This window comes from Lysinibacillus sp. GW823-FHT02G10 (genome assembly GCF_058797135.1).
In genome coordinates this window covers 480,750-505,717 of record NZ_JBXAJI010000001.1, presented here as the reverse complement: position 1 = coordinate 505,717, position 24,968 = coordinate 480,750, and the positions used below count along the sequence as shown (strand labels likewise).

General features: G+C 37.8%; 24 protein-coding genes and 2 riboswitches. Of the genes, 9 read left to right on the top strand and 15 right to left on the bottom strand.

All coding sequences use genetic code 11. The features are described from left to right. Positions 1-6: 6 nt before the first annotated feature. Positions 7-684, top strand: coding sequence for a response regulator transcription factor (locus AC1RFD_RS02530; RefSeq protein WP_326140522.1), 678 nt, complete (start codon positions 7-9; stop codon positions 682-684). Beyond that, a complete protein-coding gene (locus AC1RFD_RS02525; protein WP_420282009.1) occupies positions 681-1,754 on the top strand; it encodes a sensor histidine kinase in 1,074 nt (357 codons plus the stop codon). The genes AC1RFD_RS02530 and AC1RFD_RS02525 overlap by 4 nt, the downstream gene beginning before the upstream one ends. A 24-nt stretch (positions 1,755-1,778) precedes the next feature. Here the strand turns inward: AC1RFD_RS02525 and AC1RFD_RS02520 are convergent, their stop codons facing one another. Further along, positions 1,779-2,366, bottom strand: coding sequence for an NAD(P)H-dependent oxidoreductase (locus AC1RFD_RS02520; RefSeq protein WP_054550751.1), 588 nt, complete (start codon positions 2,364-2,366; stop codon positions 1,779-1,781). A 121-nt stretch (positions 2,367-2,487) separates the two neighbouring features. Here AC1RFD_RS02520 and AC1RFD_RS02515 point away from each other — a divergent pair, with 121 nt between their 5' ends. After that, a complete protein-coding gene (locus AC1RFD_RS02515; protein WP_016994314.1) occupies positions 2,488-2,925 on the top strand; it encodes a MarR family winged helix-turn-helix transcriptional regulator in 438 nt (145 codons plus the stop codon). 519 nt (positions 2,926-3,444) lie between these two features. Then, a complete protein-coding gene (locus AC1RFD_RS02510) occupies positions 3,445-4,248 on the top strand; it encodes a YqcI/YcgG family protein (protein ID WP_492474462.1) in 804 nt (267 codons plus the stop codon). On the opposite strand, the gene AC1RFD_RS02505 is transcribed toward AC1RFD_RS02510, so the two are convergent. Both AC1RFD_RS02505 and AC1RFD_RS02500 read right to left on the bottom strand, forming a co-directional pair. After that, positions 4,195-5,508, bottom strand: coding sequence for an amino acid permease (locus AC1RFD_RS02505; RefSeq protein WP_328012012.1), 1,314 nt, complete (start codon positions 5,506-5,508; stop codon positions 4,195-4,197). The genes AC1RFD_RS02510 and AC1RFD_RS02505 overlap by 54 nt on opposite strands. A 17-nt stretch (positions 5,509-5,525) precedes the next feature. Continuing rightward, complete coding sequence (locus AC1RFD_RS02500; protein WP_048389934.1) at positions 5,526-6,461, bottom strand: arginine deiminase family protein; 936 nt, start codon at positions 6,459-6,461, stop codon at positions 5,526-5,528. 123 nt (positions 6,462-6,584) lie between these two features. Here AC1RFD_RS02500 and AC1RFD_RS02495 point away from each other — a divergent pair, with 123 nt between their 5' ends. After that, a complete protein-coding gene (locus AC1RFD_RS02495; RefSeq protein ID WP_492474461.1) occupies positions 6,585-7,028 on the top strand; it encodes an NUDIX hydrolase in 444 nt (147 codons plus the stop codon). A gap of 30 nt (positions 7,029-7,058) precedes the next feature. Here the strand turns inward: AC1RFD_RS02495 and splB are convergent, their stop codons facing one another. Both splB and AC1RFD_RS02485 read right to left on the bottom strand, forming a co-directional pair. Then, a complete protein-coding gene (gene splB / locus AC1RFD_RS02490) occupies positions 7,059-8,087 on the bottom strand; it encodes a spore photoproduct lyase (RefSeq protein WP_048389930.1) in 1,029 nt (342 codons plus the stop codon). Between the two features lie 12 nt (positions 8,088-8,099). Further along, on the bottom strand, positions 8,100-8,324 hold the full coding sequence (locus AC1RFD_RS02485) for a transcriptional regulator SplA domain-containing protein (protein WP_004232790.1): 225 nt from the start codon (positions 8,322-8,324) through the stop codon (positions 8,100-8,102). A gap of 371 nt (positions 8,325-8,695) precedes the next feature. On the opposite strand from AC1RFD_RS02485, the gene AC1RFD_RS02480 reads away from it, so the two are divergent. Then, entirely contained in the window at positions 8,696-11,794 is a 3,099-nt protein-coding gene (locus AC1RFD_RS02480; protein WP_492474460.1) for a copper amine oxidase N-terminal domain-containing protein, read from the top strand. Between the two features lie 151 nt (positions 11,795-11,945). Here AC1RFD_RS02480 and AC1RFD_RS02475 read toward each other — a convergent pair whose 3' ends face one another. The 7 genes from AC1RFD_RS02475 to ribE form a co-directional block, all read right to left on the bottom strand. Next, positions 11,946-12,791 carry a GNAT family N-acetyltransferase gene (locus AC1RFD_RS02475; RefSeq protein WP_492474459.1) on the bottom strand — a complete coding sequence of 282 codons (846 nt, stop codon included), beginning with the start codon at positions 12,789-12,791 and terminating at the stop codon, positions 11,946-11,948. A 14-nt stretch (positions 12,792-12,805) separates the two neighbouring features. Continuing rightward, positions 12,806-13,354: a histidine phosphatase family protein gene (locus AC1RFD_RS02470; protein ID WP_492474458.1), complete on the bottom strand. Its 549-nt coding sequence runs from the start codon at positions 13,352-13,354 to the stop codon at positions 12,806-12,808. 99 nt (positions 13,355-13,453) lie between these two features. Continuing rightward, entirely contained in the window at positions 13,454-14,761 is a 1,308-nt protein-coding gene (locus AC1RFD_RS02465) for an ATP-binding protein (protein WP_103117740.1), read from the bottom strand. A 321-nt stretch (positions 14,762-15,082) separates the two neighbouring features. Continuing rightward, positions 15,083-16,540: a spore germination protein gene (locus AC1RFD_RS02460; RefSeq protein WP_492474457.1), complete on the bottom strand. Its 1,458-nt coding sequence runs from the start codon at positions 16,538-16,540 to the stop codon at positions 15,083-15,085. Positions 16,541-16,658: 118 nt separating this feature from the next. Next, positions 16,659-17,141 (bottom strand): 6,7-dimethyl-8-ribityllumazine synthase, encoded by a 483-nt coding sequence (gene ribH, locus AC1RFD_RS02455; protein WP_048389922.1) that lies wholly within the window; start codon positions 17,139-17,141, stop codon positions 16,659-16,661. Positions 17,142-17,156: 15 nt separating this feature from the next. After that, positions 17,157-17,786 (bottom strand): 3,4-dihydroxy-2-butanone-4-phosphate synthase, encoded by a 630-nt coding sequence (ribB, locus tag AC1RFD_RS02450; RefSeq protein WP_048390479.1) that lies wholly within the window; start codon positions 17,784-17,786, stop codon positions 17,157-17,159. 24 nt (positions 17,787-17,810) lie between these two features. After that, positions 17,811-18,449, bottom strand: a complete 639-nt coding sequence (ribE, locus tag AC1RFD_RS02445; RefSeq protein WP_103117738.1) for a riboflavin synthase — start codon at positions 18,447-18,449, stop codon at positions 17,811-17,813. 199 nt (positions 18,450-18,648) lie between these two features. Beyond that, a riboswitch (FMN riboswitch) is annotated at positions 18,649-18,774 on the bottom strand. Positions 18,775-18,890: 116 nt separating this feature from the next. Further along, positions 18,891-19,016, bottom strand: a riboswitch (FMN riboswitch). A 220-nt stretch (positions 19,017-19,236) separates the two neighbouring features. On the opposite strand from ribE, the gene AC1RFD_RS02440 reads away from it, so the two are divergent. The 3 genes from AC1RFD_RS02440 (at position 19,237) to AC1RFD_RS02430 (ending at position 21,993) form a co-directional block, all read left to right on the top strand. Then, on the top strand, positions 19,237-20,361 hold the full coding sequence (locus AC1RFD_RS02440; protein ID WP_492474456.1) for a YibE/F family protein: 1,125 nt from the start codon (positions 19,237-19,239) through the stop codon (positions 20,359-20,361). Further along, the gene (locus AC1RFD_RS02435) at positions 20,358-21,134 is read left to right on the top strand and encodes a YibE/F family protein (protein WP_492474455.1); all 777 of its coding nucleotides are present in this window, start codon (positions 20,358-20,360) and stop codon (positions 21,132-21,134) included. Before AC1RFD_RS02440 ends, AC1RFD_RS02435 begins: the two co-directional genes overlap by 4 nt. Positions 21,135-21,375: 241 nt before the next feature. Beyond that, positions 21,376-21,993 carry an HAD-IA family hydrolase gene (locus AC1RFD_RS02430; RefSeq protein WP_048389915.1) on the top strand — a complete coding sequence of 206 codons (618 nt, stop codon included), beginning with the start codon at positions 21,376-21,378 and terminating at the stop codon, positions 21,991-21,993. A gap of 46 nt (positions 21,994-22,039) precedes the next feature. Here the strand turns inward: AC1RFD_RS02430 and AC1RFD_RS02425 are convergent, their stop codons facing one another. The 3 genes from AC1RFD_RS02425 to AC1RFD_RS02415 all read right to left on the bottom strand — a co-directional run bounded on the left by AC1RFD_RS02425 (position 22,040) and on the right by AC1RFD_RS02415 (position 24,854). Continuing rightward, positions 22,040-22,864, bottom strand: coding sequence for a methyl-accepting chemotaxis protein (locus tag AC1RFD_RS02425; RefSeq protein ID WP_048389914.1), 825 nt, complete (start codon positions 22,862-22,864; stop codon positions 22,040-22,042). A 97-nt stretch (positions 22,865-22,961) separates the two neighbouring features. Beyond that, entirely contained in the window at positions 22,962-23,942 is a 981-nt protein-coding gene (locus AC1RFD_RS02420; protein ID WP_054550736.1) for a VanW family protein, read from the bottom strand. Between the two features lie 303 nt (positions 23,943-24,245). Then, complete coding sequence (locus AC1RFD_RS02415) at positions 24,246-24,854, bottom strand: CAP domain-containing protein (RefSeq protein ID WP_112117691.1); 609 nt, start codon at positions 24,852-24,854, stop codon at positions 24,246-24,248. Positions 24,855-24,968: the final 114 nt, after the last annotated feature.

Genomic DNA, 24,968 nt, shown 5'->3' with positions numbered 1-24,968 from the left:
GTTGAGATGACAAAACTATTAGTCGTGGATGATGATGCACATATTCGCGAATTGGTAAAAGTGTTTCTGCAAAACGAGGGCTTAGAAGTAATAGAGGCTATCGATGGTGTCGATGCACTGTCTAAATTAGACACTGAGAAAGTCGATATGGTCGTGATGGATATTATGATGCCCAACATGGATGGCTGGGCATTATGTGAGGAAATACGTTCATTCAATACAGATCTACCAATCCTTATGCTAACAGCTAAAGGAGAAACCTCTCAAAAAATCAAGGGCTTTCATTTAGGGACAGATGATTATCTTGTGAAGCCATTCGAGCCTGCCGAGCTAATCGTACGTGTTAAGTCTATTTTAAAAAGATATCGTATCTCCCTTTCTCAAGTTGTAGAGGCTGGTCATGTCAAATTAAATCGCCATACACATGAAGTGGAAATGAACGGCGAGACGATTCTCCTTCGTTTGAAGGAGTTCGAGCTATTATTTACACTTGCAAGCTATGTTGGCAAAACCTTTTCCCGTGAACAGTTGATCGAAGAAATCTGGGGCTACGACTATGAGGGAGATGAACGAACAGTTGATGTCCATATCAAAAGAATACGAGAACGCTTTCCACAGGAGACGAGTGGCTTTGTCATTCGCACCATTCGTGGTCTTGGTTACCGCCTGGAACTAGACACATGAGAAAACGAAGATTCTTGTTAAGATTAGCGCTGGTCTTTTGCCTGTTTCTGATTGCAAACACCGTTTTCGCTTTTATTTCCTATCATGTAACTTCATGGCTGTATGGACGGTTAGGAACTGAGCCTCATGGATTTTGGCTACAACTAGCAACAGTGATTGGGGTGTTTGCACTCTTTGCCTGTTCAGCTGCCATTATCTTTTTAATCGGACTAAATCGACAACGTAACTATTGGGATACGATTGTAGATGCATTAAGCCGCATGGCAAAAGGTGATTTTGATGTTCAGCTGGATTTGAGAGCAGATGAGGAGGATCAATTTGGGCAATTGATTCATGGTATTAATCATATGGCTGTTGAGTTAGGTGAACTGGAAAGAATGCGTCAGGAGTTCATTTCCAATGTCTCCCATGAAATTCAATCACCTTTAACATCTATTAATGGCTTTGCCAAGGCTTTGAAAAATATTAACCTACCTGAAGAAAAACGTCAGCATTATTTAGCTATAATTGAATTAGAAAGTAATCGTTTATCAAAAATTAGCGACAATTTGCTCAAGCTAACTTCCTTAGAATCGCAGCACCATCCATTTGAGCCTATAACTTATCGACTCGATAAACAACTACGCAATGTTGTGCTGGCACTAGAACCGAATTGGTTAGCCAAACAGATTGACTTTGATCTCGATCTTGATAACCTGAGCATCACTGCAGATGAGGATTTGATGAATCAAGTCTGGATGAATTTACTGACAAACAGTATTAAGTTTACACCTACCAATGGAACCATCTCATTATCTATGAAAAAGCAGTTCGACACGATAACCGTTCGGGTTCAAGATACTGGCATAGGCTTAACCGAAGAACAACAAAAGCATATTTTCGAAAGGTTTTATAAGGCCGATCAATCGCGAACTGCTGGAAATGGCGGTAGCGGATTAGGGCTAGCCATTGTCAAAAAAATAATTGAGATGCATCATGGAACCATTGCTGTAGAAAGCAAAATAGCAGAATATACAAGATTTTTGATTACTGTCCCCATCGACAGTACGCCAACTCATGCAAACGACTAACCCCGTCTGCATGAGTTATTTTTTCTAGTATGCTACTTTACTAAAGTATCGATATACTTTATTTAGTTTTTGCTGTTGCTTCCCCTTTTTACTTTCCATATTACCAAACTCAAAAAACTTCACTTTTTTCATTCCAACAAATTTAAACAACGCCCTTTTCATTAAAATTTTATGTGCATTGTTCAACCATAAAAATGGATAATTGGTTGGCCCCTTCATCGTGGACACACAGACTACAGATTTCCCTTTTAAAAGACCCTCTGGAAATAAACCCTTTGTATCTCGATAAGCAAAATTTGCTGCAAATAATTGGTCGATATATCCTAACAGCATGGCTGGCGGTCTCCCCCACCAGATCGGATAAACAAATACAATTTGATCTGCCCAAGAGAGCTGTTGGCGGTATTTTTCCATTTTCGGATCCCGATACATATCACGACGTCGTTTATGTTCATGGAAAATTAAGCGTGGATCGAACTCTTCTTCATATAAATCTAGTATCTGAATCTCCTCGATGGTAGGATTCTCTCGACACCCCTTTATCACTTCTTGTAAAAATGCATAATTTAAACTTTTATGGTTGGGATATGTATAAACAATTAACGTTTTCATTGTGCGCCTCCTCATTACTTATCATTTGATAACAAAATAATAATTCATTTCATTTTAGTTGTCAAATGATAATTGTTTTAGGACAAGTTATTTGTTATCTTGACAGTAAGAGGTGATCCCATTGAATAAAAGCGCTTTATTTCATCAGTTTGTAGCATTTACAGCCACAATCCATCAAGTGACACATGATCTCACACAAAATGTTAACACTGCGAATATCACACCGCTACAATATAAAATTCTTGAATATATTAAAGTAAGCCAACCTGTCACACCAACGGAAATCAGTGAATGTCAGCATATGTCCCTACCCAACACAAGCCGTGAACTTCGGAAATTGCAGGAACGGCAGCTAATCGAAAAATTTAACGACACAGCCGACCGCAGAAAGCAGTATGTCCGTTTATCCAAAGAGGGTGAAAAAATGATGGAGGAGGCATTTGCCTGTATCGAAGAACGCTTTTTACAGCTTATTCAACACGCAACACAGGATGATCTAAAGGACATCCAACATGCTCTAACCATTTTAGAGGAAAAGGTTTTACAGCAAAACGGCTAAGAACATGCTGCTTTTCGGGTGTGGCGATCGCTACTATTGGAGAAGCAGGAGGCGAGATCTTTTTTGACTGAAATTGCTCTTGCTTTGGTTTGAAGTGATCATTTTTTTCAAAACCGATCTTTTCTTTGCTCGAAGTGATCATTTTTTGTTCAAAACCGCTCTTTCCTTTGCTCTAAGTGATCACTTTTCAATCGCTACCGCTCTTTCTTTAAAGTGCTCGCTTCTGATTCAAAGCCGCTCTTTTATTGGCTTGAAGCACTCTCTTTTCATGCAAAGCCGTTCTTTTCTTGGTTCGAAGCGCTCTCTTTTACTTCAAATTGCTCATCTCCTTGCTCAGAGTGATCACTTCTAAACCGAAACTGCTTATTCTTCTTTATGGAATTATTCATCTTACACGCAAAAAGGTTAGCCATAATTTGACTTGAATCATTAAAAATCTTTAGTGTCACGCACCACAGATTCGTAACCACTTTGTCTTTTCTTTAATAGTATAAAGGTGAGTAGAAGGAGGAGTCTCAAGTGGAAGTAGTGTTTGATCGGGAGTGGATTGAAGAACAGTTTGATACACTTCCATTATGGCAACGGTCAGCCTATACAGATTTTGCTGCCACGATTGCGGATGAAGCAAATACGTTTCCGTGTATACCAGCAAGAATGGGCTTTTTATCAAACCATTTGCGCTATAGTTTTGTCGGGGATCCACGGGAAGAGCAATCGATAAAAATGTTAGCACAATGCTTAAAGGACTATACGAAAGCATCACGAACTTTCGGGAAGTATACAACTCTTACTGTGTTCTTTCATACCCCTCACGATATGCAAGATAGCTTTGAGGTAGCAGATTATCAGCAGTTATTTTGGTCCATATTAAATAATTTAACCAATTTGGATGAGATGAATTGGCCTGAAGGAATACCAATTGAGCCTACTCACCATGAATGGGAGTTTTGCTTTCATGGTGAACCCTATTTTATCTCTTGTGCAACACCAGCCCATAAATTGCGAAAGAGTCGTCATTTTTCCACTTTATTAATGGCCATTCAACCCCGTTGGATATTCGATGATATAAACGACACCACAGCCTTTGGGCGAAAAATCAAAAAGCTCATTCGTCAGCGGATTGCAGACTACGACACAGTTCCAGGACATCCAGATTTAAAATGGTATGGGCAAGAAGATAGTTATGAATGGAAGCAGTACTTCTTAAGTGATGATAACCATAGTCCATCCAAATGTCCTTTTTTAAGGATGTCTCAGGAAAACGGTTCATTACGTAATGTTTTTTTGCCTTTTCACAACAATCCAGGTCGCCACACTGATTAAGGCTATAAAGAGCAGGCTCACATAAAAACCGAGTCTGCTTGTTTTTTCACCTAAAGTTCCAGATACCGTCACAGCAATGAGCAACATCCCCATAGCATTCTTTACATGCCCCCACTTAGTTAACTCCATGAGCTTCCAGTAGGTTACTAAAATAAAAAGCCAATTATAGATCAACATTAAACCCGCCGCTGTAATCAAATATTCGAAGATTTTTTCTGGCATCAAAAAACCAATTACAATCGTAATTACTAGCCCACTCGTTAAAAATAAAAAGGCTGGAAAAGGAACTTTCATTTTTCCTTTCTTTGCAAGGACTGCCGGTGCATCATGATCCTCTGCAAGTGTAGTGAGAATGGTGATCACCGCGTAAAGCGAGGCCACCATTGTTGAAAAACCAGCAATGATTAGCACACCATTAAAGATATCTGCCACAAAAGGGATATGGTGTCCTTGAAGCGCTGTAATAAAAGGACTTTCATCAATCGAAAAGTCTTTCCACGAAACGAGTACTAATGCAAGGGCGATGGCCATGATAAAAATAACGGTAATCACGATCAGCATAATTCTCCCCGCTTTTGGCGCCTCTTTTGGATTTTTCAAATCGATGACCATTAAACCCATCACTTCAATTCCTCCGTAGGCATAAAAGGCATAAAGTAATCCGAGCCAAATACCTTTTAGTCCTTGTGAAAAAAATGCTTCATAATTAGCTTGAAGTGAAGCCATTGTAGTAGATGGTGTACCTTTCATGATGATGACCACTGCTACAATAATGAACATAATGATGGCAGCTGCCTTTAAGGCACCGAAGATATTTTGGAAATTTTCAAAGCCCTTCATGCCTGTGAGAATAACGACTAAACCAATAGCAGCATAAATCGATGCAGCAATCCACAGGGGCAGTGCCGGAAACCAAAATTTCGTAAAAATGCCGAGCGCCATCAACTGACTTCCCATGATTAATAGCTCAGAAATCAAGTACACCCAGCCATTGCTAAATCCTGCCCAGCGTCCAAAGGCTTGCTTGGCATAGGTACGAAAAGAGCCTTTATCTGGATTTTCCACAGACATTTTAACAAGTGCATCATACACGATATACGTACAAATGGCCGCTAATAAAAAAGGAATTAATACCGCAGGCCCACTTTTATGAATGGCCATACTTGTCCCAAGAAAAAAGCCAGTGCCCAAAGTACAACCGATACCAAGAAGCGAAAGCTGCCACCAGGCCATACTTCCTTTAGCTGATTTTGAAGTCATTTGTTCTCAACCCTTCGTTACGTTCTTACCAATGGCAATGTCATACATCGAATGCCACCACCGCCTTTTTCAAGCTCCGTGACATCAACTTCAAGCAAGTTTTTATTCTTCAGCAGTGGATGCGCTAATAATTGTTGTTGTGTTGCCTGCTTGCTTATCAACAGTGTTTCTGGATTCAGGTTAATAAAGTTGATGTCTGGAATGGTCTTATACGAGTTCAGCCAGTAAACATCCAAACCATGACGCTTTAAAAATGACTCTACCATATCAAAACGACTGCTTTGAGCTGTTAACACCTGAATAGGAAAATGGCGTACAAAGCTTTTAGCAACAACCAGATTCGCATTTACAACATTACAATTCATATCTAAATGCAGCGTATCATTGCTTTTCGGTAAATCAATTATGGCAATTTCAGAAAACCCCTCTTGAAAAATGCCTTCCTTTAAGCTTTCGATAGCTTCTATCGAAGTTCTCATTCCAAGATTAATAAGTACAGCATCTTTATTTAAAATTAACAAATCTCCACATTCGAAGGAATGAAGCGGCTGCAAATTAGCTTTCCATTGTTGTGGAAACCATTTTTCTAATAGTGAATGTGCAAGAGGGTACTCTGGTTTTCTAAGTGAGGTTCCAGCATTTCCAAGTAAAAGCCGATTCCCAATGACACAGGCTAGGTCACGCACAAAATAACGATTGAGGAGCTGCTCACTTAATAGCTGCTGATCGTGGGCTAGTTCTCTTGCATAATCAAGTACATGTACCCCTGCGTTTTCGAATGTTGTCTTTAATGCCATGAAATTATCCATCGCCTTCTGATGGTTGACTGTATCACTCCAACCAACCTGCTCTGCTATTGTTAAATCCGTTACATCTACGAGTGAAGGTGCACAAAGCATCACTACTTTCAGTTCTCCATGTTCTGACCAACAATTTAGTTGAAATGAATCCATTCAAGTATTCTCTCCTTCTTCACAACAATCTCTGTTAGCGTTACCATTGACTTTCAGATTATACAAAGACCATAATTAAGAAGAATTTACCAATTAAAACTATTTAGAGAAAGGGGTGTCATTATGGAATACTATAAATTTTTAAGACAGTATGTAGGACACCAACCAATTATTTTACCTGGATCGGTGGTTCTCATTCTTAATACTGAAAACGAAATATTACTACAAAAAAGATATGATGGCGGTTGGGGGCTCCCTGGAGGCTTAATGGAATTAGGCGAGAGCTTAGAGGATACTGCCAAAAGAGAGGTACAAGAAGAGACAGGACTAGCCATCACAGATTTACAGTTATTAGGTGTTTTTTCTGGTCCGGATTGTTACCTTAAAGTTTCGAATGGGGACGAATTATACGCCGTTACAGCAGTCTTCTATACAAGAAATGTGCTTGGTAATTTAGTGATTGATTACAATGAATCAGAGACAATGCAATATTTCTCTCTTTACCATTTACCAAACGATTTAAAAGATCTTCGATATATTGAACCTTATATCGCACAATTAATTTAGAGAGAAAACAAGCCGTTCTCTCTCTAATTATCATGTAAAATATTCTAATTTTGCTTGAGGGAAAAATTTCTGCATATAGCGATACAAATGTTCCTTAATGTCTTCCTCTTCCTCTTTTTGATAAATATATTTACCAATGCCATATTTGCCCCATTTATATCGTCTTACCGTCTCGTCGAGCTCTAGCTTTGTCATTGGATAATTTTTTTCAATCACTCGTTTTGCAGGCTTTGTAAAGCGATGTTGAATAAATTCAAAGGTGATGTCATCGCGCACATCCTTTGGCAATTCAGCGTCCAATCGCTCAAACATATGATAATAGCCCTCCTGCCAGCCATCATGAAGATAGATTGGCGCAACAATAAATCCGAGTGGGTATCCAGCTCTTGCCACTTTCCCCGCTGCCTCAATGCGCTTTTCCAATGGTGATGTACCTGGCTCAAAGTGCTTAATCACATAATCAGCATTGACACTAAAACGAAACCTTGTACGACCATTATGCTTGGCATCTAATAAATGATCCACATGATGGAATTTCGTTACAAATCGTAACTGACCTAGCTCACTTTGTCCAAAATGCTCAATGGCTCGCTTTAAGGTATGCGTAAGATGATCAATTCCTACAATATCAGAAGTACAGGATGCCTCAAAGCGAGTGATGTCAGGTGCTCGTTCAGCCATATAGTGATCGGCCTGTTCTAGGATTTCATCGACATTGACATACGTCCGAATATAAGGTTTGCTGCCCATAGTTGTTTGTAAATAGCAATAATGACAATGTCCCATACAGCCAGTCGCAAATGGGATGGCATATTCCGCTGAGGGCTTAGATGTATCAAACTTTAATGTTTTTCGAATACCCACTACTAAGGTCGATTTTGCTACCCGATACTTTTGAAAATCATTGTCTCCAGGAAGGTTTCTCACTTGATTATGGGAAGTTGTATAGCGAATTTCAATTCCCATCTGCTCAAACTTCTCTTTTAGCTCCTGACCTAATGGATACTGGAGGGCATCTGGCTCAAAATAAACAAGCTGAGGGGTAAATGGCTTTATCATGTGAGTCCTCCCTTAATGAAAATACTGGTGATAGGCCTGTTCAGCCGCCATCTCGCTTGCAAAAATTACCATGTCATTCGTGATTGGATAATAGGTTTCAAATAAAAATAGAGCTAGCTCCTCTGGTTTTTCTGGATGATAAACGACTGCCGCTTCCTGTATATTCGTTACATCTTGAATATGTGGATTGCGGTAAAAAATATAAACAATATCACCCACATCAAATGGTTGTTGCATCTCTTCACCTTCCTCTGCCTTTCCATTAGTTTGGTGAAAGTGTACAAAAAATATGTCATAAAAAATTTAGTTGGTAATATACATACAGTCGTGCAGTTATTTTAAGAAAATTGCACTTCCCGTAAATTGTAACACTTCAATTTAACCTGCTTTATTCAATTCTCCTACGTCGAATAGTGTGAGGTTATCCACTCAAAATTCCCTTACTCTTTTCAATCATCTTGTAAGGAAAGTAAGCCAGAATACGTATCAAAACTGCATGATGGTTAAATTTTCTTCAAAAGGTAAAAGGGTGAAACTTTTAGGATGCTCATACGTTAAATTAGATGTCATGCTAAGTCATTCAAATGGCATGAAGAAGGGTGGAATTTATGAAAAAAATATGGACTTTACTTTTTGCTGTGATACTTATTGTACCGTTAGTATTGCAGCCAGCAACCGCACAAGCGGCAAAAGCCATCACAATTAATGTGGATGGGGTGCAATTAAAAACCGATCAGCCACCAGCGATGATTCAAGGACGTGTTATGCTACCACTTAGAGCGATCTTTGAAGCATTGAATGCAAGCGTAAACTGGGACCAAAAGACTCAAACAGTCACAGGGATAAAAGGTGATACAACGGTAGTTCTCAAGATTAAATCGAAGACAGCTACTATTAATAACCAGACAGTAACGCTTGATGTACCAGCACAGGTTTTAAAAGGTAGAACAATGGTACCAGTACGCTTCGTCAGTGAAGCACTTGGGCAGGATGTTGATTGGAACTCGGAAAAACAGCAAGTATCTATTAAATCTGACACTCCAAGTAATATCAGTATTGCTCCAGCGAGCAATGTGTCAGTTCGAGATGTGAATGATCAGGGAGATGGGCGTGATCTTGAGGTTAGCTTCTCTAAATCGTCTACAGAATCATATGTAGATCATTATCGGGTTATGGTTGTGAAGGCTTCTAAAAGTTTCAATGTGTCATCAGCTCTTAAAGTCTCCTCTTCTAATTATTCGGTGGTATCGACTTCAAATGCAAATCGTGTCGTAACTTTATCGCAAAACTCGCGAGATGTGGACGGTGACTACATAAAAAATGATCAGTCTTATGTGGTTTATATACTTGCCATTGGTAAAGGTTCTTATTCTAGCGTATTATCAACTTCTTCTCCGAAGATTACTCTAACAAACATGTCTACTGTTACCGCAGTAACAAATGTGAAGATTAGCGATATTAACGATTTTGGCGATGGACGTGATGTCTCAGTTAGCTTTACTCGTCCACAAAATGATAGCAATACTTCCAATTACCGTGTGTTTATAGTAAAGACCAAGGATGCTAACAATTTTAGTCTTACCACTGCGAATAATTTATCCAGCAATTATTATACAACAGTGGACAAATCAGGAAGCAACGGCAGTACGTTGATAGCAACTCTGTCTTCCTCAACACGAGATACTTCAGGTGACTTTATAAAGAATAACGAATCCTACACAGCGTTCGTTATGTCTGTAAGTAATACGAATTCTGGCATGAATAAACTCTCGCCTGCTTCATTAGCAGTAACGCTTACTGTATCTACTCCAACTATTACACAAGTAGATGATGTTAATGATTTTGGCGATGGACGCGATTTGAGAGTTAGCTTCAACAAAGTGTCTGACGAATCTAATGTTAACTCTTACCGAATTTTTGTTGTTAGAGCTAACAACTATACGAACTTTACATTGACAAAAGCCAACAGTTTACCTAGCACTTATTACACACAAGTGAACAAAACAGGCAGCAATATTACTCAGGTGCTCTCTGCAGGGGCAAAAGATACTGACGGTTATGCCATTCAAAATGGCGTTAGCTATCGTGTATTTATTATGGCAGTAACTAATAACTCTGCAAATAATGTGCTTTCTTCAGCCTCCAATATGATTTCGCTGCTTAGCAACAATGTGGGTGCAGTGTCGAATATCATTGCCAGCGATGTGAGCGATTATGGTAACGGTCGTGACCTCTTTGTGTCATTCAATAAAGCTGTTGATGAGGCACCTATTAATCACTATCGAATTATGGTGGTACCAACAGCAAATTACAATAATTTTAGTCTGACGGATGCTAATAGCGTATCCAGCAGCAATTACACAACTGTTAATAAATCTGGGAAATCCACATATGAGCAAGCGTTATCTGAAAATACTCGGGATGTGCGCGGAAATACTATTAAAGAAGGTACGAACTACCGTATCTATGTACTGACTGTTGCCAATGGAAATACATTAGGAAACAATGCGCTAACTGCCGCAACGTCTACAGTTACACTAACTAAGAACTTCACTGTGCAAGCTGTAACTAATTTGAATGTTGCAGATATCGATGATAAAGGGGATGGCCGTGATGTGCAAGTAACATTCACGAAGCCTACAGATGAATCGAATGTTAATCATTATCGGATTTTAATGGTACCAACTGCATATTACAGTAGCTTTAATCTTTCACAAGCCAATAGTAGCTCTTATTACATCACAGAAAGCAAAGGTGGAAATTTAGCAGCAAATAGAACATTGGATGGGATTAGGGATGTACGAGGTAATTTTATTACAGAAGGAACTAGCTATCGCGTCTATGTACTGACTGTTGCAAATGGTAACTCTTTAAATGCCTACGCTTTATCCTCTCCTTCACCTGTGATTACAATTAGTAAAAGCAAAGTCGTTCAGGCAGTAAGCAATATTAATGTTAGCGATGTTGGTGATTATGGAGATGGTCGAGATCTACAGATTTCGTTTACAAAACCTTCTGATGAATCAAATATAGATAGTTACCGTATTCTAGTTGTGCCCGCATCAAAGGCAAATGACTTTGATCTGAATACAGCTATTAGAGCAACTAATTATACAGGTTGGAGTAAAGGCCTGTATAGTGTGAAATTGGGTGCTGATAGTAGAGATACAGACGGAAGACTTATAACGAATGGCCAAGAATATCGCGTATATATCTTGTCTGTAGGTGGTGGAAATTCTAAGGAAATGTATAGCTTATCCTACCCATCTTCCTACATTGCTTTGGAAGACCTTTCAGCCCCTGGATCAGTGGAGAAAGTAACACTCAGTCTTCAGGGCGACGGATATAAATATAACAATATAAACATTAGCTTTGATGTCAAAAATGGTCAAAGCGTAACGGAGTATAGAGTGTTTATGTTACCTAAGGATAAAGCAGATAGTTTCAAATTGCAGGATGCTATTAGCAATCCAAATAGCACCAGAATTTATCCGAATAATCTCTCTAACGTCAGCCAAGCGCTAAGCATACCAGTAGATGCATTTGGTAATCAACTTGATTCATCTACAGAATATGTTGCTAAGGTTCTGACTTTGGCGAAAGGAACTTCTTCGCTATCGAATACATCCAATAATTCGGTACAACTCAAGAAATCTCCTGATAATAACAATAATGAGGCGTCCCAAGACCCTCAAATTAATCAATAGGTCAATTATTTTTTCATAGCTGGGACTCCTTATGGCGCTTCATGTACCATAAGGAGCCCTTGTTGTTTTGTAATTACTTTTCCCTCTGCTTTTTACATACGTCGCTCTATTTCCACGCTTAATTGATTCGTATACTGAACGATAGCCTGGCTTATAGTAGCTTTGTCATCTGTACCTGCTCTGTTGTCACCTTTAATCCATGCTTTAACAAATAGCTCGTTGCTGGATTGCTCGCTAAGAAATTCACTGTCGTCAAATGGACTTTATGTGTTGTAATACTTGCTAAAAACTGTGTTATTAACTCTACATTACTTTCCTCTAGTATTACCATTTGATAAAGTAGAATACGCTCCACCTCACCATATTCATTCCACAATGTTTTGTATAGCATATAGCCAAGTGGTTCATGGTTATCATTATAAAACACCTTTGCTTCCCCATGCTTCACGCTCTGCCAGTTACACTGCCAAGGAACATTTTCCCGATAGAATGATAGATGTGCTAGCTGCTCTGGGCGAATGGTCGCTATATGAAGGGCTACTGTAGATGTTACCTTGGCTTCATACTCGCCGCTTAAAAATAGTAATTGATTGGCAACCACATAGCCATATTTTTCATACAAGGCAATGGCTACCTGATTTTCCTTAATGGCTTCTAACGTACCCAATTCTACATTTTCTCGCTTATAGATAGCTAGGGTTTCCTCCATTAATAGGCGCGAGACACCCTTACCACGATATGCTGGAGAAATACCAGTCCCACCATTCCAAGCTGTTTTTTGGCCATCGATGGTACGAAAGCCATTCATCACAATGGCAATCGGTTCCTCTTGATCAAAAACGACAATAGAATGCTCAGGAGATAAGCCCTCCCCCACTAGTCGCTGTAAAAACATTTCTGCTGTCATATTAATTTCAATAAAATAACCTTCAAAGCCTTTGTTCCATGCTTTCAATACTTCATCTAATGTACATTGTGCAACTGTTTTAATCTTCATACAATCCCCTCTTTTCAAATGGAATCTAATGCTGCTAGATTTTCTAAGGTTAGTTTTCTCACAATCTCATAACCATGTCCTTGACCTTTAGGTTTTATGACAACCGTCCCCATATTCGAAATGATGCCCAGCCCCACATTTCTTGGAAAGCTATGCCCAATGATTATGTTGTTTATGCCCTCAGGTGGAATGATTTCCAGCATCGATGTAGAAATCGTTAATATACTGCTTTGCACTACTGTAGGAAGATTGCCACCTAACATAAAGATTTCAAACAAGAAGGGGTCAATTTGGAGATTGCTGTTTGGAAATGCCAAACGTGCTGTTTTAATGGTCCGACAAAAAGGACTGGTAGTGATGGTGGAAAGGATGGGAATTTGCCAATAGCGTAGCATTTGACCATAATAAATTGCCTCCCTAAGACCTTGATCGGATAAATTCCGTTGATTTTGACAACTTTGAAATGTACCATATGCTTGATCTACACCAATAGTTGCTGTTCCGTGTCTTGCATATAAAGTTAGCCCACCTTTTCTCAATAACGCTAGGAGACCCTTTTCCATTTTCTTCATCTCCTTCATCATATCACTTTCTACTTTGTAATGTATGTGCTGTACATAGAAAAAAGCTCCCCACAACTTTTTGTAGGAAGCTTTTTTCTGTTATTTTATTGGAATTCTGACAATAGCAGTCGTTTCTAAATGTTTTGATGAATCAATTGAAATATGACCATTATATTTAGTGACAATTTCTTTGACAATAAATAAACCTTGTCCTCTTAGTCTACCATTCTCATGTTTTTTCGTTGAAAATCCTTGTTTGAATATGTGATCAGGATTCGCAATATTTGGCCCAGTATTGGTAATTTTAAATTCATACTGAGATTCATCTGCTGTACAGCAAATCTTAATCTTACGTTGTTCCTCAGGTAATTCAACAGCAGCATCAATCGCATTATCAATTAAATTGGATAGAATCTTGATTAAATCTGTCGTTTTAATCTTATTAAAGTCATTTTGAGAAAGCGTAAAATCCATATCAATATGATGATTTTGAGCCGTTAATTTCTTCGTTTGCAATAAGATGGACAAACCTGGATGATCAATATTTAATTTTAATGACTTGATCGCCTGAACTTCTTTTGATAGTGAGGATAAATATTGTCTCGCCTGATCTGTTTTTTCTAATTGTAATAAACCATGTAACACTTGGATATGGTTCGTAAAATCATGACGTAGGGACGACACCGAAGTAATCAATGTTTTGATCTCTGCTAGATATGTGTCCTCTGTAGCGCCAACTTCCTTCGCTACCTCTTTTTGATACCATCTTTGTAAAAATAAAAAAGAACCGATGACAATTAAAATAAGTACACCATTAAAAATAAAATTAAATAGGTTGTCTTCAATGACTTTACCCTTAATACCATTTAGCGTATCTGCACTAATGTCAATGCCTAAATACCCGATAATTGTTCCATTATCATCTTTGATGGGTGCACCAACAGATAAATAAGACCCATGTTCAGAATCATGAATTACCTCTGTAACATAGGTTTCACCATTATAGGCCTTTTCAACATGCTTTGCAGGGACAGTACAAACCACGCCAATACCGAAGCCCTCTTTCATTTCTTTTGGCATCCCTGTAATCATGGCTATAGATACTTCAGGATTATCCACCTTTAAGGTGTAAACAAATAGTGCACCTAATTTTATCCTTGCATCGTTTAAATAATTTCTTACTTTCCAATAATAATCATTTTCCTGTGGATTATTTAAAAATTGCTGATAGGCATCCGTATCTATGGATGCAGCAATAGAATGGGCTGCCTCTAAGCTTTGATTGGCAATCGACTCTTCAACGGTCTTTTTTATTTTTACATAGGATGTAAAGATGTTTAAACTTGTAAACAAACATAATAAAATCGTTGATAGAATTAATATTAGTTTTATTTTTCTATTTTTCATAAAAAACGGTACTTCCTCATCTATAAATATTCTAGAATATTATTATATTATAATTAACTCTATTTTTTGTTTGTAAAGCAAACATTGCTTGTATATCCTACATAAATTAAAACACAAAATCAATTTTTATTTTATTCATACCCAAAATTACACACTGTAACAAATAGTTTAATAATCCTTGACAAGAAAGTAAACTAAAAAGAAAAGTAATAACTTTTTATGTCTCATTTCCTATTTAAATGGAAAATTGAAAAAACCACTAAAGCAAAGGTATCAAAAAAAGATCAGGTATCGACAATACCTGATCTCATCACAATATGCTTATTTTTTACTTGAAGTCCGTGTTTGATCTTGCGGCTTTAGAAAGGTAGGTCGTTTACTATAGCCCTTTGGAGATAGTCGCAATAAGGACTTACGTATATTGCCCTTTTCAAAATCGGCACTAAAGTTTACGTATGGCACTCCCAAGACTCTCATATTCGCAGTGTATAAAAGGATGAAAAACACGGATATAAAAAAACCAAATAATCCAAAAAACGCCGAAGCCATAATAATGATTAATCGAAAAATACTCATAGCCGTCACAAAGGATTGATTGACCAATGTAAATGCAGCGATACTAGAAATGGCAATCACAACTATCATTGAGGGGCTTGTAACACCTGCTTTAATCGCTGCATCCCCAATAATTAGTCCTCCTACCACACTAACTGAGCCACTGATTGCACTAGGAAGGCGCAAGTTAGCCTCTCGAAACAATTCAAACATAAATAGCATCATTAAAATTTCTAGAATGGTTGGAAAGGGCAATCCTGACCTCGATTCTACAACCGTAGCAAGTAGAAGAAACGGAAGCTGCTCTTGATGATAAGTCGTCAATGCAAGCCAAAAACCTGGCAGTAGCATACTTATTAATATACCGACAATTCTGAGTAATCGTTCCATCGAGCTAACAATGAGTGGGTACTCATTATCCTCTGCCGATTTAAAGAGCAACATAATATTTGTAGGTGTAATTATGGCATAGGACACACCATCAATCATTAAGAGTATTCTTCCTCTAATTAACGCCTGCATAGCAAAATCAGGTCTTCCTGTATAATCATGTCTTGGAAGAATTGTCGCTGTCTTTTCAATTTTTTCCATTAATAAGTCGCCATTGATAACAATATCCGTATCAATTTTTTGTAATTGAAGTCGAATTTGTTCTAGCATATTTAAATTCACAATGTCTTCCATATATAGTATGGCTACGGTTGTTTTAGAACGCTTACCAATTTCTAATGTCTCTACACTAAAAGAATTAGTCGGTAATCGTTTTCTTAATAAAGCAATATTAGTAAAAACATCTTCAATAAAGTCATCTCTAGGTCCCTTTACTACTAGTTCTAATGTTGTTTCCCCAGGCTCTCGATTGGGTCTTTTTGAAATATCACTAGAATAAAGTAATTGATTTTCTTCAAAATACAGTAAAACATGGCCTTTATAGACCCTAGTTACCGCATCCTCTTTCGATAAAATCTTTTGTAAATAGGGAATGTGTAAATGCTGTTCAATTTCTTCCTCTAGCATGTCCTCAGTGACATTGCTTAACAAAGATTGAACACGTTGAACAACCACAGTTTGAAGTATTTGCTCATTGACCATTGCATCACAAGTTATCAAATGTACTGTATATTGCTGAAAATTATATTGTTGGAAAATCACATCAGCAGAGCGTTGAAATAGTGATTTCAACATTTTCAAATTAATTTGTTCTATTGATGAAATACTTCTCATCTCCTACTGAGCCAGCTCAAGATTAGTACATTTATGAAACAATCACCTTCAATAAATACACTTAAGCATATTTTTCCCATGGTTGTTCAAAATATTCAAAGAAACAAATGTTTGAAGACTATTCAAATTGTCCTGATCCAATCATTTTCTTTAGATTTGCCATCTCAATTGCAGACATTGCAGCATCATAGCCTTTATTACCAGATTTCGTTCCTGCACGTTCAATTGCCTGTTCAATATTTTCGGTAGTAACAATTCCAAAAATAACAGGTACATTCGTTGACAATGACACATTGGCAATGCCTTTTGCCGATTCATTACAAACATAGTCATAGTGTGTTGTAGAGCCACGAATAACAGTACCTAAACCAATAATAGCATCATATTTCTTGGTTTCTGCCAGTTGTTTCGCTATAAAAGGAACTTCAAAAGCTCCTGGCACCCATGCAACATCAATAGATGCAGAATCAACCCCATGACGAGTTAAACCATCCATTGCCCCATCCAATAATTTGCTAGTAATGAACTCATTAAAACGACCCACTACTACTGCAATTTTCAAATCCGTTCCAATTAATTGTGCTTCAAATGTTTGACCCATTGTTCCTTCTCCTTTTTACATAGAAATTTTAGTTTTATTAGTGGATAATTGTTTACGATAAGCAACCAATGCTTCTATCGAGATCATTTTTAAGCCATGATGTGCAGCGTAATTTGTTAGTTCTTCAAACCGAAGCATGTGCCCATCATCACCCATAATTTCGCAAATAACACCTGCAGGTACGCTATGACAAAGCTTCGCTAGATCAATAGTGGCCTCCGTGTGCCCTCTCCGTTCCAGCACTCCTTGCTCTTTCGCAATCAACGGAAAAATATGGCCTGGTCGACGAAAATCAGTTGGCTTAGCTTGCTTTTCTATCATTCTTTGTATCGTTAGCGCACGCTCAAAGGCGCTAATCCCTGTCGTTGTTTCTACATGATCGATACTTACCGTAAATGCGGTTTGATGGTTATCTGTATTGTGCTGAACCATTGGATATAAATCTAGCTTTTGTGCAAGCTGCTGCGAAATCGGCGTACAAATTAAACCTCTACCATTGGTTGCCATAAAGTTGATTGTTGCTGGTGTGATGAATTCAGCGAGTGCCAGAAGATCTCCTTCATTTTCTCGATCCTCATCATCAACCACCACAATCATATTGCCCTGCCTTAAATCCTCTATGGCTTCTTCAATTGAATGTAGCACGATGATCAACTCCTATTCTGTGATTTAAAAACCATGTTGTGCTAAATAATCTCTTGTAATAGCTGGCGTTGTTTGCCCCTTTTTTAATTGCCCTATAATGTATTTTCCAACTAAATCAGTTTCGATATTAACGATTGCTCCAACCCTCTTCATACCTAAAACGGTTTCTTTGTAAGTATGAGGAATAAGTGAAATTGTGACACTCTTGGCTTCAACATGAAAAAGGGTTAAGCTTGTGCCATCAATTGTTATGGAACCCTTTGGAATACAAAAGTTGGTTAGTTCCTCTGACATTTCGATATCAATATAAACGGCGTTTGCTACTGGACGTTTTCGCAAAATTTTGCCGACTCCATCAACATGACCAGCAACAAAATGGCCACCAAATCGTCCATTAGCAGGCATGGCACGCTCCAAATTAACAGAATCGCCTATTGCCAGCTGCTGTAGATTTGTTGCTTTGACTGTTTCAGGCATAACATCCATCGTAAGCTGCTGTTGTGTGAAATTTGTCACTGTTAAACAAACTCCATTGACCGCTATACTGTCACCAAGCTTGACATCCTCCGTTATCTTAGCTGATTGAACCGTAATTTCCATACTGTCCCGATCGCTTTGCACGGCTTTTATGATACCAATATCCTCTACAAGTCCTGTAAACATTCCATCACCTACTCTACTTTATTAGCACTTCTATCCTTTACTTTTAAAGTTGATCCACCTGTTTTTGTGCCTTATCCTTCTCCCTTCTCTCGTTAGCAATAAAAAATAAAAACCCCTTTACATCAAAGGGGTTTTGGGAGTATAAGACATCAACAAATAAGCCTATTTGAAAACAATTTTTTCATAGACAGTCATCTCACTCGTTCTTCTCCCATCCAGACTATCACTGTCGGTTTTGGATTTGCACCAAATCAGCTTGCGCTCACGGACTTTGAATTGCTTCATCACCGCCGATTGGGAATTTCACCCTACCCCGAAGAACATCTTCTATTCGATTGTAGCTAAATAAAAAAACTTCCCACAAGATGATTGGGAAGTTTTGTAATAAATGCATAGTCAAATAAACCTTCTAAATTAGTATCAATTTAAAAAGTTAGCATTTTTACCCTTCTCCCATCCAGACTGTAACTGTCGGTTTTGGATTTGCACCAAATCAGCTTGCGCTCACGGACTTTGAATTGCTTCATCACCGCCGATTGGGAATTTCACCCTACCCCGAAGAATATTTTTATTTAGCTAGTCTTACGATAACACTATTTTATTATATTATCCATCCTTCTTTTTAAATTTTTTTCGAAGCATAAATTTTAAACAGCTCTGACTCGACTTGAAAAATGTAAAAGATATTATTAAAATGATGACATTTAACCTGTTTATGGAACTTCTTAATCAAAAAAACGTTCCTTTACAAGTGACTATTCAGTCTAGCAGTTTGGAGGTCATTTACTTGACATTTTTTAAAAATATACCTTTTAAACAAGCTATTTTCTATGCCCTATTAGCACTCTGTTGTGGGGTTTCGATGGTTTTCGTACATCATAACGAACAATTTTATGATCGACCGATAGCGGAAATAACGCAAGTGGATGTAACAGCATCAGAACCCATGACAGATATGTATGAAAATGAGGATTTTTTGTTTACACAGGAGATTATGGCCATTATCAAAAATGGTCAGCACAAGGGGCAATCCATTCATTTGACGAATGACTATTCTTCGTCTGGTGCTTTTGATCAAGAATACCATGTAGGCAATGAAATCTTTGTCACGCTAGATGATCGCACAACACAATCTGTTTTAACAGGAACCATTCTCGATTTAAAACGAGATCAAACCATGGTAATGATTGCATGGATTTTTATTTTTGCCCTACTTATTGTAGGTAAAAGACAAGGCTTATTTTCTATCATTAGTTTGAGTGTCAATGCTGTGATTTTATCATTCGCATTAGATCTTTATGTGAAGCATGGGGGCGTAAGCCTGTTATTAGTCAGCGGCATTTGCGCCCTGCTATTTACGATTATTTCGCTACTACTTATTAGTGGATTGCATACAAAAACATATGTAGCCATCGTGTCCACACTTTTAGGCACTGTTATAGCGCTTATCATATGCTCTATTGTAATGTGGTTGACAGGTGAAAATGGTCTTCGTTATGAAGAAATGCAATTTTTAACACGTCCCTATCGTACCGTCTTTATGGCAGGTTTATTTATTGGCTCACTTGGGGCAGTAATGGATGTTTCTATTACAATGGCTTCCTCAATTTTTGCTTTATACGAGCAAGATCCTACAATCTCTGTCAAGGCTCTGAAATCTTCGGGACATGAAATCGGTAAAGATATTATGGGTACCATTACAAGTATCTTATTCTTTGCCTACCTTTGCGGCTCCATACCTATGATTATTCTCTATTTAAAAAATTCTTCCACATTAGGGCTTACATTGTCCTTAAATCTTTCTTTAGAATTAGCCCGTGCCTTAGCAGGGGGTATTGGTGTTGTCCTTACGATTCCTATCAGTCAGTATACCGCTATATTTTTCATTAATCGAAAGAGGGTTCAAGGATGAATGTTGTCGTCTTATTAGCAGTTATATTATGCGTGTTAATGGTACTTGTCGGCGGTAGACAGGGGATACGCTCATTTCTTTCTTTATTCCTAAACTTTGGTGTGCTCTTTGTCACCATTTTTTTAATGACAAACCCTAAAAATAGCCCCATCATCTTGACGTTTATTGCCTGTACGGTCATTAGCTGTATTAGTCTTTTCTATATCAATAAAACAAACAGTAAAACCATTACAGCCTTTATCTCGACGATGGTGACGATAGGTGTGTTACTACTCTTTATTACCTTTGTAACGGAAAAGTCGATGATCCAAGGGTTTGGCGAAGAATCTACTGAAGAAATCAGCATCTTTTCTCTCTACATTGGTGTTAATTTTGTGCAGATTGGTGCATCAGTCATCATTATGAGTACGATTGGTGCCATTATGGATGTAGCTATTTCCATCGCTACCTCCATGCATGAGATTTTTTATCGCAATCCTTCGATTAGTAGAAAAAAATTATTTACAGCTGGCTTAAGCATAGGAAGAGATATATTAGGAACCGATACTAATACGTTATTTTTTGCTTTCTTTGGTGGCTATTTAAGCTTATTAATCTGGTTCAAGGACCTCTCCTATTCGATTGGGGAAATTGTTAACTCCAAGGTTTTTAGTGCCGAAATGACAACCATTTTTTGTGCAGGAATCGGCATTGCATTGATTATTCCGATTGCCGCCTGCATCAATGCCTTTTATTTAATTCGAACACGCGAAAAAACAGAAAAACTTTTATAAAAATTACCAGTACCTATCATAAAACACAATAATGTCGAGGTGTCTCAATGGACTTTTGAGACACCTCCTTTTGTTGTACCATTTTCATTGCAATCGCCGTATTTTCTGATAATATTTACCATAAGATGTTTACGTACGCTCAAAATGGTTGTTATTTCAAGAATACTAGATGCCCATTCCATGTAACATTTTTTTAGCATAGAACGTCAATACAACGAGATGAAAAAGGAGAAAGTTTGCAATGAAGCATATTATCTTTGATTTTGATGGGACGCTTGCAGATTCTACTGCTGTGTTTGCCTCAGCATGGAATACTTTAGCCCAAAAATATAAATTTAAAGGCATTGAATTAAAGGAAATTGATACATTAAAAAAATTATCAATTTCAGAACGCAGTAAATTATTCGACTTTCCAATGTATAAGTTGCCTATGATTTTACCGCAATTTTATAAATTGTATCGTCAATCATTAAATGATGTTCATCTTTTTGAAGGAATGAAGGAACTATTAATAGAGATTGATAAAAGAGGCTATAAAATCCTGATTATTTCCTCAAACTCTAAAGAGAATATTTTAGAATTTCTTAAAATGAACGGTATTCATTGTGTAGCAGATGTACTTTGCTCCAACCGCATTTTTGGTAAGGACAAAGTAATGAAAAAGTTTTTAAAGGAAGCAAATGTCGACTCGTCTAACGTCGTATACATTGGAGACGAGCAAAGGGATATTGTTGCTTGTAAGAAAGCCGGTATACCAATTATTTGGGTGGAATGGGGCTATGATGCCAAAGAAGTCGTACAAAATGACGAACCTGAATACAGTGTCTCAACACCACAGGAAATTTTAGAGATCATTTAATCATGAAAAAGGATAATAGCACTTGTCTATTATCCTTTTTATATGCCTATCCTTTGATGTCACTAATTTGCATTAGCTTTTCTGCTGTACTATTAACCCCTTTGTAGGCATCTGTTAATTCATGCATACTCGCAGCAAACTGCTGTGTAAACGCAGCAATTTGATTTGTTGATGCATTGACCTGATCGATGGATTGTTTAATATTTTCTAGTTGCACAGTTATGCTATCAGCACTTTCTGTACTACTCTGGGACATTTTTTGTATTTCAGAAGCGACCACCGCAAAGCCACGCCCATGCTCACCTGAACGTGCTGCTTCTATCGATGCGTTTAGACCAAGAATTCTCGATTTCATAGCTAAATCTTTTACTAAATGGACAATCACATTAATTTGTTCAATATCGCCTGTCATCGATTCCGCGAAATTAGATAGCTCTTCCAAACGATTGGATACATCCTTACTGGCAGTGGCTAATCCTTCATTTGTAGCTGTCATTTCTTCTACAGCACTCGAAAGCTCAGTTGCCAATAGACGCATACTATCCATTTTTTCGTTCGAAATAATGGCACTTACTACGCCAATAATACGTCCTCCTTCAAAAATAGGCTGGGCAGAGGCGATATAGGCCATACCAAAACCTTCTGCGCTACGCTCCTCTTTCACAAATTTTCCTGAACTTAACGCTATTTCTGTTGCTGTACCTCGATATTTATGTACTGGGTCACCAACCCCAACTTTTAAGTCAACCTTTTTTCCTGGTTTGTAGGCAAGCACTTTTTCCGTATCTGCCACGATGACACAAGCATCCTCTGGGTAAGTTGCTTGGTATAAATCAATCGAATCAATAGTTGCTTGTAGTTTAGGATGCATTGTCTTTTCCCCCTAAAATTTTCTGAATTGTATCAATTTAACTATATCATGCGATCCGAAAAAAGACACCAACGTCCAGTGGTGTCTCCTTACAACATTATGGTTTTTTCAATAATTCTACATATTTTTCTGCCGTTCGAATTTCAATTGTTAGAGAATTCTCTCCATAACTTGCCTTAATTAAAAATGGTACATCATTTGAGTTTTGAAACCTAAAATCTAACGTATCATAAGAAACCGTAGCATCTCTTCCTTTTGGGACATATCCTACATCTAACGAATGATGATGGCGCTCAACATATTTGACGGGAATTTGGTCTACTGCATTAAACAAGGTTGAAGAAGTTTGACAGATTCCACCACCAATTCCCATGACTACCTTCTTATTAATAATTTCAGGTGCGGGTTGATAGCCATTTGCCTCATCTCTTGGACCTACAATTGTATTAAAAGAAAAATAATCGCCACTGCCTACAATCACATTATGAATGGCTCTAGCAGAGAGCTCAATATTTTTATTTCTTCCTAAATCAGCACGATTGAAATAAGTTGTATAAGATGCAACAACCACTTCCTCTAATAAAGGAAGATCCTCAAAATAATAGCCACTTTCTGTTATATAGAGCGGCATTTCTACCTGACCGCCAGTCGCAGAAGCTTCGATAATACGCTCCACTAGCTCACTTTCCTTTAAAATGATTTGCGGCTTCCCCTTGATCACTTGCCCGTTTTCATCCAATCGATCAAGCATCATACGCTGATCATAGCCATTTGATGTGTCCGTTCCTCTTGCCCATTCCCTTGCTAATTGTTCGATATGCTTTTGATAGGCTTGTGGGTCCGTATCGAAGCCAAATTCCTTTGGAGATATTGTTTTAAGTACCTTACTCGTAGTTGGATCAACAACCTCTACAATAGGATCAATCATTTGTTCTTGTTCATATGTAACAGGTTGCTTTATTTCCTCACGTTGTTGAATTTCTTGTTCTAGCTTGTTATCAGGGACTGCTGTTTTTTCACAACCTACGAGACCCGTCATACAGATAACGCAACATGTAGCTAACCACTTCTTTTTCAACCATAAACACCACCTCTATCTTCATACTACAGAGACATCTTATTCGTCTATTGCTCATAGTGTGTTGTTTTTTGGTTATTTTTATTTGTCAAGATAGCAAAAACACGCTACATTATCCTTAGCCTGACATATCTAAAGATAGTTTGATGTGTATTCTTGTACTTAATTAACCTTTTAATGATTTAGGGGGATGTTAATTCTAGAAGAAGTAATATACGCTTCCAATACGGTATACTTTAGAATTTAACGCGAAAAAGAGCATCTACTAGCTATCACAAAAGCCAATAGATACTCTTTCTTTTTTTATTTTTGAATAAACATTTGTGTCCAGTAATTACCTTCCTGTACATAGCCTACACCAATATGTGTGTAGCTTTTATTAAGGATATTGGCACGGTGTCCTTCACTGTTCATCCAGGCCGTTACAACTTCCTGTGCGGAGCGTTGGCCCTTCGCGATATTTTCACCAGCAGATTTATACGTAATACCGAAGTTTTTCATCATGGTAAAAGGTGTACCATACGTTGGACTTGTGTGGTCAAAGTAATTTTTATCCTGCATATCTTGCGACTTATATTTAGCAACCCTTGATAGCTCCCAATCTTCTTGCAATGCTGGAAGACCTGCTTTTGCCCGTTCTGCATTGACAAGTTTCACAACCTCTTGTTCAACTGTTGCCTGTTCTTTTACAGGGACGTTAATTTTTTGACCTGGAGAAATTTGATTTGGGTTAGCGAGTTGTGGGTTGGCATCAATTAATTCCTGTACACCCGTTTCTGTTTTTAATGCTATTTTCCATAGCGTATCGCCAGATGTCACTGTATAGGATTCGGCGGCCATTGCCGCAACTGGTACTAATAATGAAGTTGCTACTACTGAAGCTAGTGCTACTTTTTTTATTTTTTTAAACATGTTAATCACCCTTCCTAATTGCTCTACCATTATCGTAAATAGTTTCTGAGCCATAATCATCACAAAATATTTGGAAGGATTTTTACAATTGTATGACAAGCTCGCCATATGTTT

What these genes read in the sequence shown, in the direction of transcription:
- AC1RFD_RS02530 (WP_326140522.1), top strand. Translation starts at nt 7, where the DNA reads ATGACAAAACTATTAGTCGTGGATGATGATGCACATATTCGCGAATTG.
- AC1RFD_RS02525 (WP_420282009.1), top strand. Translation starts at nt 681, where the DNA reads ATGAGAAAACGAAGATTCTTGTTAAGATTAGCGCTGGTCTTTTGCCTG.
- AC1RFD_RS02520 (WP_054550751.1), bottom strand. Translation starts at nt 2,366, where the DNA reads ATGAAAACGTTAATTGTTTATACATATCCCAACCATAAAAGTTTAAAT.
- AC1RFD_RS02505 (WP_328012012.1), bottom strand. Translation starts at nt 5,508, where the DNA reads ATGACTTCAAAATCAGCTAAAGGAAGTATGGCCTGGTGGCAGCTTTCG.
- AC1RFD_RS02500 (WP_048389934.1), bottom strand. Translation starts at nt 6,461, where the DNA reads ATGGATTCATTTCAACTAAATTGTTGGTCAGAACATGGAGAACTGAAA.
- AC1RFD_RS02495 (WP_492474461.1), top strand. Translation starts at nt 6,585, where the DNA reads ATGGAATACTATAAATTTTTAAGACAGTATGTAGGACACCAACCAATT.
- splB (WP_048389930.1), bottom strand. Translation starts at nt 8,087, where the DNA reads ATGATAAAGCCATTTACCCCTCAGCTTGTTTATTTTGAGCCAGATGCC.
- AC1RFD_RS02485 (WP_004232790.1), bottom strand. Translation starts at nt 8,324, where the DNA reads ATGCAACAACCATTTGATGTGGGTGATATTGTTTATATTTTTTACCGC.
- AC1RFD_RS02480 (WP_492474460.1), top strand. Translation starts at nt 8,696, where the DNA reads ATGAAAAAAATATGGACTTTACTTTTTGCTGTGATACTTATTGTACCG.
- AC1RFD_RS02475 (WP_492474459.1), bottom strand. Translation starts at nt 12,791, where the DNA reads ATGAAGATTAAAACAGTTGCACAATGTACATTAGATGAAGTATTGAAA.
- AC1RFD_RS02470 (WP_492474458.1), bottom strand. Translation starts at nt 13,354, where the DNA reads ATGGAAAAGGGTCTCCTAGCGTTATTGAGAAAAGGTGGGCTAACTTTA.
- AC1RFD_RS02465 (WP_103117740.1), bottom strand. Translation starts at nt 14,761, where the DNA reads ATGAAAAATAGAAAAATAAAACTAATATTAATTCTATCAACGATTTTA.
- AC1RFD_RS02460 (WP_492474457.1), bottom strand. Translation starts at nt 16,540, where the DNA reads ATGAGAAGTATTTCATCAATAGAACAAATTAATTTGAAAATGTTGAAA.
- ribH (WP_048389922.1), bottom strand. Translation starts at nt 17,141, where the DNA reads ATGGGTCAAACATTTGAAGCACAATTAATTGGAACGGATTTGAAAATT.
- ribE (WP_103117738.1), bottom strand. Translation starts at nt 18,449, where the DNA reads ATGTTTACAGGACTTGTAGAGGATATTGGTATCATAAAAGCCGTGCAA.
- AC1RFD_RS02435 (WP_492474455.1), top strand. Translation starts at nt 20,358, where the DNA reads ATGAATGTTGTCGTCTTATTAGCAGTTATATTATGCGTGTTAATGGTA.
- AC1RFD_RS02430 (WP_048389915.1), top strand. Translation starts at nt 21,376, where the DNA reads ATGAAGCATATTATCTTTGATTTTGATGGGACGCTTGCAGATTCTACT.
- AC1RFD_RS02425 (WP_048389914.1), bottom strand. Translation starts at nt 22,864, where the DNA reads ATGCATCCTAAACTACAAGCAACTATTGATTCGATTGATTTATACCAA.
- AC1RFD_RS02415 (WP_112117691.1), bottom strand. Translation starts at nt 24,854, where the DNA reads ATGTTTAAAAAAATAAAAAAAGTAGCACTAGCTTCAGTAGTAGCAACT.